This is a genomic window from Bacillus sp. 196mf, assembly GCF_003217275.1.
GTDB lineage: Bacteria > Bacillota > Bacilli > Bacillales > Bacillaceae_G > Bacillus_A > Bacillus_A thuringiensis_S.
The window spans coordinates 80,987-94,910 of sequence record NZ_QJTG01000011.1; the positions used below are offsets into that span (position 1 = coordinate 80,987).

The window sequence follows — 13,924 nt, forward strand, 5'->3', positions numbered from 1 at the left end:
GATTTTTATGATGTATCTGATAATAACCTTCTCTCTTTTTAAATGAGAGAAGGTTATTTTTTTTATACATATAGAATAGGTACTAATTATAGACAATGCAAATGAAAAATTCAGTAGGGAGTGGAGTATGTATGCGATTAAGTGAATTAAGTGGTAAAGAGGTTGTAGATATAGAAAAAGCGGAAAAAATGGGAGTCTTAGGTTATATGGATTTAGAGATTAATGAGAAAGACGGACGAATACAAACACTTATAATACCTGTAGGGAAGTGGGGAGGTTTTAAAAAGGAACCACAAGAAGTAAGGGTGGCATGGAATCAAATAAAGAAAGTCGGACATGATATGCTTCTTTGTGATAGTATAGATCGTTCAAATTCGGAGTGAAGGATGGCCATTTTGGTCATCTTTTTTTGTATCTACATAGAAACCTGATAAATCATATGTGCATTTGGATTTTCAATCACCATAAACTCGTACATTACATATGATGTGGAGGAAAAAGAAAAAGTAGGCACTTTTCTTATAAATGACAGAAAAAGAAGGTGAATTAGGGAATGTTGACTGAGATGCATATTGCTGTCATAGGAGGAGATGCAAGGCAGCTAGAAGTAATTCGTAAGCTAGTTGAATTGGATGCGAAACTTTCTTTGATAGGGTTTGATCAGTTAGATCATGGTTTCACAGGGGCAGCAAAAGAAAGTATACAAAATTTAGATTTCACTTCTGTAGACGCAATTATTTTGCCGGTTGCAGGTACAAATGCTAAAGGAGAAGTAGATACTATTTTTTCAAATGAAAAAGTTTCAATAACGAAAGAACAAATTGAAAATACACCAGAACACTTTACTATATATTCGGGTATTGGTACACCTTACTTGGAAAATCTCGTATCTACTACGAACCGAAAACTTGTTAAATTATTTGATCGTGATGATGTGGCAATATACAATTCTATTCCAACTGTAGAAGGTACATTAATGATGGTAATTCAACATACCGACTATACAATTCATGGGTCCAATGTAATGGTTCTAGGATTTGGTAGAACAGGAATGAGTGTTGCGAGAGCATTTCAATCATTAGGAGCCCATGTCAAAGTTGGAGCAAGACGATCTGAACATATTGCACGTATTACAGAAATGGTGTTTTCTCCTTTTCATATGCAAGACATAGAGAAAGAAGTAGGAAATATCGATATTGTAATCAATACAATTCCGCACCTCGTTGTAACAGCGAATGTTATTGCAAAAATGCCAGCTCATACGTTAGTGATTGATTTAGCCTCTAAACCAGGCGGTACTGACTTTAGATATGCGGAAAAAAGAGGAGTCAAAGCGTTGCTAGCACCTGGATTACCAGGTATTGTTGCTCCCAAAACGGCTGGGCAAATTTTAGCAAATGTTCTTTCTCAGTTATTAGCAGCAGATGCAATTGCAAAGGAGGAGGAAAAGAAATGAGTTTGAAGGGGAAACGAATTGGTTTCGGATTTACGGGTTCACATTGTACGTATGAGGAAGTTATGCCGCACTTAGAAAAATTAATTGCTGAAGGGGCAGAAGTACGTCCCGTTGTTTCATACACTGTTCAATCAACAAATACTAGATTTGGAGAAGGAGCAGAGTGGATTAAGAAAATTGAAGAAATAACAGGTTTTAAAGCAATTAATTCAATTGTTGGAGCAGAGCCACTTGGACCTAAAATTCCATTAGACTGCATGGTAATCGCTCCTTTAACAGGAAATTCTATGAGTAAATTTGCAAATGCAATGACAGATTCTCCAGTACTAATGGCAGCAAAAGCGACGCTAAGAAATGGCAAGCCTGTCGTATTGGCAGTTTCGACGAATGATGCTTTAGGATTAAATGGGGTAAATCTCATGCGCCTAATGGCCACAAAAAATATCTATTTCGTCCCATTCGGTCAAGATGCGCCAGAGAAAAAACCGAACTCAATGGTAGCTCGTATGGAGTTACTGGAAGATACAGTATTAGAAGCGCTGCAAGGAAAGCAATTGCAACCGGTGGTCGTAGAAAAATTCAGATATATGAATTAAAAAACGAAAAAAAACGGACAATTTTTGATGAAACCATCATTCTTACTGTAGAATATGATAAAATTAACGTTATTAAGATTAGAAGGGGTATTGTATACTCCTTCTGATTCTAAGTTATAGAAGGATTGGTATCTAGAAAGGGGCATAGTGATGGAAAAGCAAAAAACTTTTCATGTCGCTGTAGTTGGAGCAACCGGCGCAGTTGGTGAACAAATGTTAAATACTTTAGAGAAACGAGAATTTCCAATCGGGAAATTAACGTTACTTTCATCTAAACGATCTGCAGGTAAGAAACTTGTATTTAAAGGCGAAGAATTTACAGTTCAAGAGGCAACTCCTGAAAGCTTTGAAGGAGTAGATATCGCACTATTTAGTGCTGGTGGATCTGTATCGAAACAATTAGCGCCAGAAGCAGCAAAACGCGGTGCGATTGTTGTTGATAATACAAGTGCATTCCGTATGACAGAAAACGTGCCACTTGTTGTACCTGAAGTAAATGAAAACGACTTAAAAGAACATAATGGTATTATTGCAAATCCAAACTGTTCTACAATTCAAATGGTAGTAGCTCTTGAGCCAGTTCGTCAGCAATATGGTTTAAAACGAGTAATCGTTTCCACATATCAAGCTGTATCAGGTGCTGGTGCGGCAGCTATTGAAGAACTTCATGAACAATCACAAGCAATCTTAAATGGCGAAGAAGTTAAGGCAAATGTTCTTCCTGTATCAGGTGATAAGAAGCATTTCCCAATTGCTTTTAATGCGATTCCACAGATTGATAAGTTCCAAGATAATGGATTTACATTTGAAGAAATGAAAATGATTAACGAAACAAAAAAAATTATGCATATGCCTGAATTAGAAGTAGCGGCAACATGTGTACGTTTACCAGTTGTATCAGGACACTCTGAGTCTGTTTACATCGAAGTAGAAAAAGAAGGCGTAACAGTAGCAGAATTAAAGAGCTTACTTGCAAATGCGGAAGGTATTGTTCTGCAAGATAATCCAGAAGAGCAGTTATATCCAATGCCAGCTACTGCAGTAGGTAAAAACGAAGTATTCGTTGGAAGAATCCGTAAAGATTTAAATAACGATAAAGGATTCCATCTTTGGGTCGTATCTGATAACTTATTAAAAGGCGCTGCATGGAATTCTGTTCAAATTGCAGAGCGCTTAGTAAAATTACAATTAGTGTAAACGGCTAAGAGAAGGTGCAAAATATGAAAATAATTGTTCAAAAATTTGGTGGCACATCAGTACGTGATGACAATGGACGTAAGCATGCGCTTCATCATATAAAGAAATCATTAGCTGCTGGTTATAAAGTAGTTACTGTCGTATCTGCTATGGGTCGTAAAGGTGAACCATATGCAACGGATACGTTATTAAGTCTTGTAAATCAAGAGGAATCTACTATTTCTAAACGTGAGCAAGATTTATTATTATCGTGCGGAGAGTTAATCTCTGCAATTGTTTTCTCTAATATGTTGAATGAGAACGGTATAAAAGCAGCAGCATTAAATGGTGCACAAGCTGGTTTTGTAACGAATGATGACTTTACGAATGCAAAGATTATTGAAATGAATTGCGATCGTATACATGAAGAGTTAGAAAATGTAGATGTAATCGTCGTTACAGGATTCCAAGGGCAAACGAAAAAAGGTGATACGACAACACTTGGACGCGGAGGTAGTGATACTTCAGCTTCAGCATTAGGTGTTGCACTTCATGCTGAATACATCGATATATTCACTGATGTAGAAGGTGTTATGACTGCGGATCCTCGTATTGTAAAAGATGCACGTCATCTTCAAACTGTAACGTATAACGAAATTTGTAACATGGCTTATCAAGGTGCGAAAGTCGTTCATCCACGTGCAGTTGAAATTGCGATGCATGCAAAAGTGCCACTTCGTGTACGTTCTACGTATTCTGATAGTGAAGGTACGCTTATTTCAGCATATGACGGTGCTACAAGAGGTCGTGATGTAGAAGAACGTCCTGTTACAGGTATCGCCCACGTATCAAACGTAACGCAAATTAAAGTGCTTGCAAAAGAAACGGCATATGATTTGCAACAACATGTGTTTAAAGAGATGGCGAACGAAGGAATAAGTGTCGATTTAATTAATATTTCACCTACTGGTGTAGCATATACGGTGAGTGATAATGTATCAAGTCATGCAGTTAAATTATTAAAGAACCTTGGATATGAGCCAATTGTGACAGAGCATTGTGCGAAAGTATCTATCGTTGGAGCTGGAATGGCAGGATACCCAGGGGTTACTGCGAAAATCGTTACAGCTTTAGCGGAAAAAGGTATTCAAATCCTGCAATCGGCAGATAGTCATACAACAATTTGGGTTCTTGTAAAAGAAACTGATTTAGTGGAGGCTGTAAATGCATTACATAGTGCGTTTGAGCTTTCAAAAGAAAAGCAACTGGAACAATAAGGAGTGAGACCATGATAGATTTTGGGACAATTGCAACCGCGATGGTAACACCGTTTGATATAAACGGGAATATCGATTTTGCAAAGACAACGAAATTGGTAAATTATTTAATTGATAACGGTACAACAGCAATCGTGGTAGGAGGAACGACAGGAGAATCTCCTACATTAACTTCAGAAGAGAAGGTAGCGTTATATCGCCATGTCGTATCTGTTGTCGATAAAAGAGTGCCCGTAATCGCTGGAACAGGTAGCAATAATACGCATGCTTCTATTGACTTAACTAAAAAGGCAACAGAAGTTGGTGTGGATGCAGTAATGCTAGTAGCACCGTATTATAATAAGCCGAGTCAAGAAGGAATGTATCAGCATTTTAAAGCAATTGCTGAAAGTACGCCGCTTCCGGTTATGCTATATAACGTTCCAGGACGATCTATTGTACAAATCTCCGTTGATACAGTTGTTCGTTTATCAGAAATAGAAAACATTGTTGCTATTAAAGATGCCGGCGGCGATGTGTTGACAATGACAGAAATCATTGAAAAAACAGCGGACGACTTTGCGGTATACAGCGGTGATGACGGTTTAACGTTACCGGCTATGGCAGTTGGAGCGAAAGGTATCGTTTCGGTAGCCTCTCATGTTATCGGAAACGAAATGCAAGAAATGATTACAGCATTTCAAGCAGGAGAATTTAAGAAGGCACAAAAATTACATCAATTACTTGTAAGAGTAACTGATTCATTATTTATGGCGCCAAGTCCAACTCCAGTAAAAACAGCGTTACAAATGGTTGGATTAGATGTAGGTTCTGTACGTTTACCACTTCTTCCATTAACAGAAGAAGAAAGAGTAACGTTACAATCTGTAATGCAATCTATCCCTCGTTAATAAAAAATGACCTAGTGTAGGACTAGGTCATTTTTTATTATATGCAAATCTTTTCCTCTTTTTCTTACTTATATGTGTTCTTATAAGAATATTAATCGCTTCTTCATTATGTGTATAAGAAAATAATCGTACCCCTTTAACTGAGTCAAAAAATGATAGATATTATGGCATAAACGTAATAAACTACGGTGTCTGTTTTTAGAGAAATCCCCTCAAATGTGACGTAATTCATAAAAAAACTCCATTTTGTAAGTGTTTTTGTTGGATTCTAGAAAAATAAATCTTGAAACTCCCTATTATGAAATGAATTTAGCGTATGTATGGCTAGTTCTTCAAAATAATATGGAGTATAAAATCGGAGTAAATATAAAGGAAATACGTTCGATACTTTTGTTGTCATTCCGTTCTTTTCCTCTTTCTTTCGCACGATTTAACTTGTGTTCTATTTCTTGTATCAGGTATAATATGGCTAAGTAGCTTAGTACGGGTATGCTTAGCAAAATTGGGAAAAATTATAATTTAATTAAATTTTCATATCATATCGAATAAGATATTTGATTTATATAATGAAAGAGAGGTGAAACCTGGTTTAAAAAATAAACAAGGACATGATATCGCATAACGGTAAGGACATTCGTCTTGGACGGTGAAAATATGGTGGTTGTAGAGTTTCCCCTGGTGTCTCTGCAATTTTAGTGAAATCAGTGTTTGCAAGATTTTTAAACCAGGCAACAACATGAAGAGAAAAGAGAATGAGTCTGTTAAAGTATTTGCTCTTGGTGGAGTAGGTGAAATCGGGAAAAACATGTACTGTGTTGAAATTGATTCTGAAATCTTTATCGTAGATGCGGGGTTAATGTTCCCGGGAGATGAAATGTTTGGAATTGATATCGTTATTCCTGATATTACATATTTAGTGGAAAATCAAGAGCGAGTAAAAGGTTTATTTATTACTCACGGTCATGAAGATCATATTGGTGGAATTGTGTATGTGCTTCGTAAATTATCTATTCCAGTCTATGCAACGAAATTAACAGTAGGACTTATACAAGAAAAACTTGGTGAAGCGGGCATGTTAGGCCGTGTAGACCTAAAAACAATCGATTCAAATTCAACAGTAGAGTTTAACACTACAACAGTGTCATTCTTCGGAACGACACATAGTATTCCGGATTCTGTTGGCGTTTGTTTCCATACATCAAAAGGTGCAATCGTATATACGGGAGACTTTAAATTCGATCAAACTCCAATTGGAAATAGTGGAGCAGATCTTGGGAAAATGGCGCAAATCGGAAATGAAGGTGTACTTTGCCTATTATCTGATAGTACAAATGCAGAGCGTCCAGGGTATACAGGTTCAGAAAAAGAAGTTGGTGTAGAAATTTCTAAAGTGTTCTACGGTGCAGAAGGTCGTATTATCGTTGCTTCATTTGCATCGAATGTACATCGTATTCAACAAGTATTTGATGCAGCTGCCGAAACAGGGCGAAAAGTAGCGGTAGTAGGACGTAGTATGGTGAAAGTAGTAGACATTGCAAGACGTCTTGGTTATTTAGATGTTCCAGAAGGTATGGTTATTTCATTACAAGAAGTAGACAACTTCCCAGAGAAAAAGGTAGCTATTTTAACGACAGGTAGTCAAGGTGAACCGATGGCTGCTCTATCTAGAATGGCAAAACAAGCACATAAACAAATTTCAATTCGTAAAGGTGATACTGTTATCATTGCTGCTTCGCCAATTCCGGGTAATGAAATATCTGTATCAAAAATTATTGATTTGTTATTTAGAGCTGGAGCTGAAGTTGTTTATTACGGCGAAAGAAAAGTTCACGTTTCAGGTCACGGTAGCCAAGAAGAATTAAAATTAATGTTAAATTTAATGAAACCGAAGTACTTTGTACCCGTACATGGTGAGTTTCGTATGCAAAAAGCACATGCGTATTTAGCTGAAGATGTAGGTATTACAAGAGAAAATATCTTTATCGTAGAAAAAGGTGATGTAATTGCTTTTGGTGACGATGAAGCGAACTTAGTCGGTAAAGTACAAGCTGGTAATGTTTTAATTGATGGATTAGGTGTAGGTGACGTTGGTAATATCGTTCTTCGAGATAGAAAGATGTTATCTCAAGATGGAATATTAGTAGTTGTTGTAACACTTGGTAAAGATGAAAAGAAAATTATCTCTGGTCCAGAAATCATTTCACGTGGTTTCGTATATGTTCGTGAATCAGAAGCGTTAATTGAACGATCTACAGAGATTGTACGTATGATTGTTGAGCAGTCAATTAAAGAATATTCGATTGAATGGTCAATGTTAAAACAAAATATTCGTGAATTATTAGGACAGTTCTTGTACGAAGAGACAAAGAGAAAACCTATGATTTTACCGATTATTATGGAAGTATAAAAAAGATCACCCTTATGGGTGATCTTTTTTTCTTTTTAACCCTATCGAATGAAATTTATAACTTAAGAAATAATAGTTATATACGAGTGAAAGGGGATGCGAAATGACAGAACGTGATCGATATACAAATGAAGAAAAAGAAGCTGAGCCAAAAGAAGCTGGAAAAGAGGCTTCGATAGTAGAAAAAATTCAACAGCTTGGACAGACAAATGTACCACAGATGAATGAATCACGTATTCATTGTTTAACGATTATCGGACAAGTGGAAGGTCATGTTCAATTACCGCCGCAAAATAAAACAACAAAATACGAGCATATCATTCCGCAAATTGTTGCGATTGAACAAAATCCAAAAATTGAAGGTTTGCTGTTAATATTAAATACGGTTGGAGGTGACGTTGAAGCTGGACTAGCAATTTCTGAAATGGTAGCTTCACTTTCAAAGCCAACAGTATCTTTAGTTTTAGGTGGGGGACATTCCATTGGTGTACCGATTGCTGTTTCTACTGACTATTCGTTTATTGCGGAAACTGCGACGATGACAATTCATCCGATTCGTTTAACAGGTCTTGTCATAGGTGTGCCACAAACATTTGAGTATTTGGATAAGATGCAAGAAAGAGTCATTCGTTTTGTGACGAAGCACTCGAAAGTAACAGAAGATCGTTTTAAAGAGCTTATGTTTGCGAAAGGAAATTTAACGCGAGATATTGGGACGAATGTAATTGGTGGGGATGCAGTAAAGTACGGTCTTATAGATGATGTTGGTGGTATTGGAAATGCAATTCGAAAATTAAACGAATTAATCGATGTTCGCGCGGAAGGTAGTGCAGAAGGGACAATGTTACAATGATTTTATATACAATTATGCCAGAGCAACTTGTGTATCCGGCCGATTATTCACAATGTGAAAGTCAAAAAGTTGTAAATATAAATGGTGTGGAATTAATGGTTTCTGAAGAGGAACATGGGTGTTATTCTATTGTACGTGTGCTAAGTACGGACCCACTTCACTATTTAGAGTTTGAGCCAGGTCAGAAAATAACCTTTTAGCAAAAAGAAGGATTTTGTTTAGAAGCTATGGTATAATATAAAAAACAAGACGGTTGAGCAGCCATGAGTAGGCTGCTTTCTTCTGTTTATTTAGCATTTTACAAGAAGTGTAAAAATAGAAGATATAAAGACCTGAAAAATAGAGAAAACAGACATATAAATAGAGCGTTTTTAGGAGAGCTTTACTTATATGTAGAACACGAGGTGAAGAAATGGCAAAACAAAAGCAAAGAGGGACGAAGGCAAAGGCAAGACGTACGATAAAGCCAACTTTGTATTATGAAATCGTCGGTTTAACTCTTTTTGCACTTTCGATCATTACGATTTTACAGCTAGGCGTTGTAGGGAAATCGTTTGTGTTATTTTTTCGCTTCTTCTTTGGTGAGTGGTACATAATTGGTGTGTTAGGTGTAATAGCTTTATCGGTTTCCTTTGTTATAAAACGCGGATGGCCGAACCTTTTAAATAAACGGTTAATTGGATTTTATTTAATTGTATTGGCAATATTAATGTTTAGTCATATTACATTATTTAACCTTCTTACAAAAGATGGAGCAGTGCAAAATACTTCTGTTATTGTGAGTACGAAAGATAACTTCTTTCTTGAAATGAAAAAAGGGCCAGATAGCGTTCATTTAGGTGGTGGTATGTTTGGTGCGCTTATGTTCGCGACATGTTACTTCCTATTCGACGAAGTAGGAGCCTATATCATTGGAATTATTTTAGTTATTCTCGGGGTACTCTGTATAACAAATAAACATATTGGAGAAGTGTTAGCTCCAGTTGGTAGAATTCTTAGAAGTCAATTTCAAGTGATACAAGGGGATTATAAAGATTGGAGATCCAAAAGAACGGCTGAACAAACAGAAAAGAAAAAAACAACAAGAAGTACAAGAAGCAAACGTGCTGCAGAACAAGAAGAAGTTATTGAGCCGATGGAAGAAATCCAAATTGATCCGCCAATTATTTCAAATTTCACTGAGAATTATCCTGTAAATGAAGAAGAGGGTAAACGAATTGAAGTAGAGCAAGAAGATTTGATCACTTCACCGTTTATTGAAGAGACTCCACCAATTGAAGAATCAAAGAAAAAGCGTGGAGAAAAAATTGTTGAATCGTTAGAGAGTGAAGCGCAAGCACCTCCTATGCAATTTTCAAATGTAGAAAATAAAGATTACAAGCTTCCTTCACTTGATATATTAAAATTTCCAAAGAATAAGCAAGTTACAAATGAAAACGCGGAAATTTATGAGAATGCTCGTAAATTAGAACGTACATTCCAAAGTTTCGGAGTGAAAGCGAAAGTAACCAAAGTGCATAGAGGTCCTGCAGTTACAAAATATGAAGTGTATCCTGATATGGGGGTAAAGGTAAGCAAAATTGTCAGTTTAAGTGATGATTTAGCCCTTGCTTTAGCTGCAAAGGACATTCGTATTGAGGCGCCAATTCCCGGGAAATCAGCTGTAGGGATCGAAGTTCCGAACTCAGAAGTTTCGATGGTAACGCTGAGGGAAGTTCTTGATTCTAAGGCTAATAATCATCCGGAAGAGAAGTTGTTAATTGGTCTTGGCCGAGATATTACAGGTGAAGCAGTATTAGCCCGTTTAAATAAAATGCCCCATTTACTCGTAGCTGGTGCGACAGGTAGCGGGAAAAGTGTATGTATTAATGGTATTATTGTTAGTATTTTAATGCGTGCAAAACCGCATGAAGTAAAATTAATGATGATTGACCCGAAAATGGTAGAGTTAAATGTATATAACGGTGTGCCTCATTTGTTAACGCCAGTTGTAACTGATCCGAAAAAAGCATCGCAAGCATTGAAAAAAGTTGTGAGTGAGATGGAACGTCGTTATGAATTATTTGCTCATAGTGGTACACGTAACATTGAAGGATACAATGATTATATAAAAGAACATAATAGTCAATCAGAAGCGAAACAACCCGAATTACCGTATATTGTAGTAATTGTGGACGAGTTAGCAGATTTAATGATGGTTGCTTCGTCTGATGTAGAGGATGCGATTATGCGTCTAGCGCAAATGGCTCGTGCTGCTGGTATTCATTTAATTATTGCAACGCAACGTCCGTCAGTTGACGTTATTACGGGTGTTATTAAAGCAAATATTCCATCACGTATTGCATTCGCTGTATCTTCTCAAACAGATTCTCGTACAATTCTTGACGGTGGTGGTGCAGAAAAGCTACTAGGTCGTGGCGACATGCTGTTTATACCAATTGGTGCATCGAAACCTGTACGTGTACAAGGTGCATTTTTATCAGATGATGAAGTTGAGAGAGTTGTAGAATATGTTATTGGACAGCAAAAAGCACAATATCAAGAAGATATGATTCCGCAAGATGTTCCTGATACGAAGCAGGAAGTAGAAGATGAATTATATGATGAAGCGGTTCAACTTGTAGTGGAAATGCAAACAGCATCTGTTTCTATGCTACAACGTAGGTTTAGAGTAGGTTATACGCGAGCTGCTCGTCTAATTGATGCAATGGAAATGAATGGTGTAGTAGGTCCATATGAAGGTAGTAAACCGAGAGAAGTACTCATTAATGATGTACAAGAAAAAAGTTCTTAAAAAAAGCCTAATTGTTTTTACAATTAGGCTTTTTTATATAGTGTTTTTGTTATATACTATACTCAGCAATAAAGAAAGGGCTTACATTTATAAGGTCCCTATAGAATACGAATACTTTGAGTGTGTTTTATGTGAATGTTCGATATTTAATACAGAAAAATGTTGGATTTTGTTGACACGTATGAGAGCAAGTGGTAAGATTACTTCGAAAAGAATCACTGCCTCATATAATCTTGGAGATAAGGTCCATAAGTTTCTACCTGGCAACCATGAATTGCTAGACTATGAGGGGAAAAGTGTGTAACAAAGGATGTAAAGGATCTTTGTGCCGAACTTTTTCTCGAAATGAGGAATGTTTATGGTGCAAAGTTTTTTTTATACAGTAAAGAGTGAAAATTTCATTTTAAAAAATTATTATTATTTATTCGACAATTGTGCTTATTTTTAGTGGTTAGTCATTTGTACTATGTTGTAAGTTGAAAAAAGAGAAAAGAAGTCTTACATCAGAGGTCGAATAATTGAAATGCGGGGGAGTCTTATGTCAGTAAAATCCGATAGTCGTCACCTATATTTACGGGTGATTGATCACATCAAAGAAAAAATTAAAGATGGGGCTTATAAAGAACGACAAAAGTTACCATCAGAGTTTGATTTAGCGAAAGAACTTGGCGTAAGTAGAGCGACTTTAAGGGAAGCGTTACGTATTTTAGAAGAAGAAAATGTTGTCATTCGTAGACATGGTGTAGGGACATTTGTAAATGCAAAGCCATTATTTTCTTCTGGAATAGAACAACTTTCTAGTATTACAGATATGATTTCTAGTGTGGGGAAAACACCAGGAACGATTTTTTTATCATCATCTACTACAACTTTAACAGAAGAGGAAAAAGAGAAGTTTAATAGTGAAGATGGTTTTAATGCAGTGATGATTGAACGCGTGCGTACAGCAGATGGGGAACCTGTTGTATATTGTATCGATAAACTTGCAAAAGAAATATTGCCAGATTTATCGGGTTACAATGAGGAATCATTATTAACGGTGATACATAATAACACGCATAAGCGCATAACATATGCGGTTGCTCACATTGAGCCAATTGGCTATCACCCTAAAATCTCACCAATTTTAGAATGTGAGCCTGAAACAGCACTGCTTGTATTAAAACAAATGCACTATGATCAAAATGATGAGCCAATCTTATATTCTATCAATTACTTTAGAGCTGATAAGTTTAGCTTCCACGTATTAAGAAAGCGTATGTAGGTAAGTTCCTTTTTAGGGAGGTGACAGCAAGAAGTAAGGGACAGCAGCGAAAGAATAAATAAATATATATCATTTTTGGAGGGGTTTCTAGTATGAAGAAAAAAGCAGGTCTTTTATTATCATTAACATTAGTAGCAAGTACAGTTTTAGGTGCATGTGGTAACTCGGATAAGGCAAGCAGTGACAAGAAAGACACGAAAGACTTCAAGGTTGGTATGGTAACGGATGTTGGGGGCGTTGATGACAAATCGTTCAACCAATCTTCTTGGGAAGGACTAAAAAAGTTTGGTAAAGATAATGGATTAAAGGAAAAGACAAATTATCGTTACCTACAGTCTGAAAAAGAAGCGGATTATATTCCAAACTTAAAGAAATTTTCAAAAGATAAGTATGATTTATCTTTCGGAATTGGTTATAAATTAGAAGGTGCAATTAAAGAAGTAGCAAAAGAATCTCCAAAACAACAATTTGCAATCGTTGATACTGTAGTAGATGCACCAAACGTAACGAGCATTACATTTAAAGATCATGAAGGATCATTCCTTGTAGGTGCGGTAGCAGCTATGTCAACAAAATCAAATAAAGTAGGATTTGTTGGTGGGATGAAGAGTGATTTAATTAGTAAATTCGAAAATGGATTTAAAGCGGGTGCAAAAGCAGTAAATCCAAACATTGAAATCGTATCTGAATATGCAGAAGCATTCGATAAACCTGAAAAAGGTACAGTTCTTGCATCAGCAATGTACGGTCAAGGCGTAGACGTAATTTACCATGCTGCTGGTGGTACAGGTAACGGTGTATTCACTGAAGCGAAAAACCGTAAGAAAAAAGGTGAAAATGTTTGGGTAATCGGTGTTGACCGTGACCAAAACCAAGAAGGTATGCCTGAAAACGTAACATTAACTTCAATGGTAAAACGTGTAGATATCGCTGTTGAAAAAGTAGCACAAGAAGCGAAAGACGGTAAGTTAAAAGGCGGTAAAGTAGAAGCGTTTGGTTTAAAAGATGACGGTGTTGGTATTGCAAAAACAACTGACAACGTGAAAAAAGTTAACCCTGAAATTTTAACAAAAGTAGAAGAGCTTGAAAAGAAAATTACAGACGGTGAAATTAAAGTACCAGCTACAGATAAAGAGTATAAAGAATATGAAGCTTCTCTAAAAAAATAAATAGAGAAATAGCAAAGGTTAGTTCATAGAACTAACCTTTGT

At 36.4% G+C, this 13,924-nt stretch carries 12 protein-coding genes and 1 riboswitch; all 12 genes read left to right on the forward strand.

Translation table 11 applies throughout. The annotated features are described in order from the left end of the window. Positions 1–131: 131 nt before the first annotated feature. The 12 genes from ATL10_RS16780 (at position 132) to ATL10_RS16840 (ending at position 13,882) form a co-directional block, all read left to right on the forward strand. A complete protein-coding gene (locus ATL10_RS16780; protein ID WP_090977198.1) occupies positions 132–383 on the forward strand; it encodes a YlmC/YmxH family sporulation protein in 252 nt (83 codons plus the stop codon). A 170-nt stretch (positions 384–553) separates the two neighbouring features. After that, positions 554–1,456: a dipicolinic acid synthetase subunit A gene (gene dpaA, locus ATL10_RS16785; RefSeq protein ID WP_090977199.1), complete on the forward strand. Its 903-nt coding sequence runs from the start codon at positions 554–556 to the stop codon at positions 1,454–1,456. Then, positions 1,453–2,052 carry a dipicolinate synthase subunit B gene (dpaB, locus tag ATL10_RS16790; RefSeq protein WP_000053596.1) on the forward strand — a complete coding sequence of 200 codons (600 nt, stop codon included), beginning with the start codon at positions 1,453–1,455 and terminating at the stop codon, positions 2,050–2,052. Before dpaA ends, dpaB begins: the two co-directional genes overlap by 4 nt. A 150-nt stretch (positions 2,053–2,202) precedes the next feature. Beyond that, the gene (gene asd, locus ATL10_RS16795; RefSeq protein WP_000414846.1) at positions 2,203–3,249 is read left to right on the forward strand and encodes an aspartate-semialdehyde dehydrogenase; all 1,047 of its coding nucleotides are present in this window, start codon (positions 2,203–2,205) and stop codon (positions 3,247–3,249) included. Between the two features lie 23 nt (positions 3,250–3,272). Continuing rightward, positions 3,273–4,505 carry an aspartate kinase gene (dapG, locus tag ATL10_RS16800; RefSeq protein WP_000692450.1) on the forward strand — a complete coding sequence of 411 codons (1,233 nt, stop codon included), beginning with the start codon at positions 3,273–3,275 and terminating at the stop codon, positions 4,503–4,505. A gap of 11 nt (positions 4,506–4,516) precedes the next feature. Next, entirely contained in the window at positions 4,517–5,395 is an 879-nt protein-coding gene (gene dapA, locus ATL10_RS16805) for a 4-hydroxy-tetrahydrodipicolinate synthase (protein WP_000564763.1), read from the forward strand. A 736-nt stretch (positions 5,396–6,131) separates the two neighbouring features. Further along, on the forward strand, positions 6,132–7,802 hold the full coding sequence (locus ATL10_RS16810; RefSeq protein WP_000823089.1) for a ribonuclease J: 1,671 nt from the start codon (positions 6,132–6,134) through the stop codon (positions 7,800–7,802). A 103-nt stretch (positions 7,803–7,905) separates the two neighbouring features. Continuing rightward, positions 7,906–8,655 (forward strand): translocation-enhancing protein TepA, encoded by a 750-nt coding sequence (gene tepA, locus ATL10_RS16815; RefSeq protein WP_000139807.1) that lies wholly within the window; start codon positions 7,906–7,908, stop codon positions 8,653–8,655. Then, entirely contained in the window at positions 8,652–8,855 is a 204-nt protein-coding gene (locus tag ATL10_RS16820; RefSeq protein ID WP_000605020.1) for a YlzJ-like family protein, read from the forward strand. The genes tepA and ATL10_RS16820 overlap by 4 nt, the downstream gene beginning before the upstream one ends. 212 nt (positions 8,856–9,067) lie before the next feature. Continuing rightward, entirely contained in the window at positions 9,068–11,449 is a 2,382-nt protein-coding gene (locus ATL10_RS16825) for a DNA translocase FtsK (protein ID WP_090977222.1), read from the forward strand. 203 nt (positions 11,450–11,652) lie between these two features. After that, a riboswitch (purine riboswitch) is annotated at positions 11,653–11,754 on the forward strand. A 233-nt stretch (positions 11,755–11,987) separates the two neighbouring features. Further along, on the forward strand, positions 11,988–12,713 hold the full coding sequence (locus ATL10_RS16835) for a GntR family transcriptional regulator (protein ID WP_000114182.1): 726 nt from the start codon (positions 11,988–11,990) through the stop codon (positions 12,711–12,713). A 92-nt stretch (positions 12,714–12,805) separates the two neighbouring features. Then, positions 12,806–13,882 (forward strand): BMP family lipoprotein, encoded by a 1,077-nt coding sequence (locus tag ATL10_RS16840; protein ID WP_000725773.1) that lies wholly within the window; start codon positions 12,806–12,808, stop codon positions 13,880–13,882. Positions 13,883–13,924 lie beyond the last annotated feature (42 nt).